The 594-nt window shown below is 46.3% G+C and carries 1 protein-coding gene; it reads right to left on the reverse strand.

Features of this window, described 5'->3' with window-relative positions; translation table 11 throughout:
• Positions 1–594 (reverse strand): TRAM domain-containing protein (locus KIV40_RS34315; RefSeq protein WP_285353916.1); only part of this gene is annotated, 594 nt, incomplete at both ends.

Raw genomic sequence — 594 nt, forward strand, 5'->3', positions numbered from 1 at the left:
GTTCGCCAGCATCTGAGTTGGAGAGATGATAGTACGTAGGTCCATGTCTTTTTCTGTACGAACCAGTTCACCACGTAGAGAGTTAGCGAATACATCAGTGATCTTCACATCAACGAATTGACCGATAAGGTCGGCACTGCCTTCGAAGTTAACAACACGGTTGTTTTCAGTACGCGCGCGAAGCTCCATTAGGTTCTTCTTAGACGGCCCTTCCACAAGAACGCGTTGCTCTGTATCAAGCATTAGGCGTGAGTAACGCATTGCTTGAGAGTTAACCACTTGTTGTAGTTCGTATAGACGCTCTTTTTTCTCTTGCTCAGGCACGTCACATGGGTAATCTGCAGCAGGTGTACCTGGACGAGGAGAGAAGATAAAGCTGAAGCTCATATCGAAATCTACGTCTTCACCAGGGAAACCAACAATAAAGTCTGAACTGATTTGAATATCAGGACGAGCTTTACGCAGTTTACGGATGATCGATTTGTATTCGATAGCGGTGTGAGGGCGTTTCATCATCGTTAGGATACGGTCACTACCACTTTGCACAGGTAAGTGCAGGAAGCTCACAAGTTCTGGCGTATCTTCGTATCCTGC

The sequence above is a fragment of the Vibrio sp. D173a genome, from assembly GCF_030248475.1.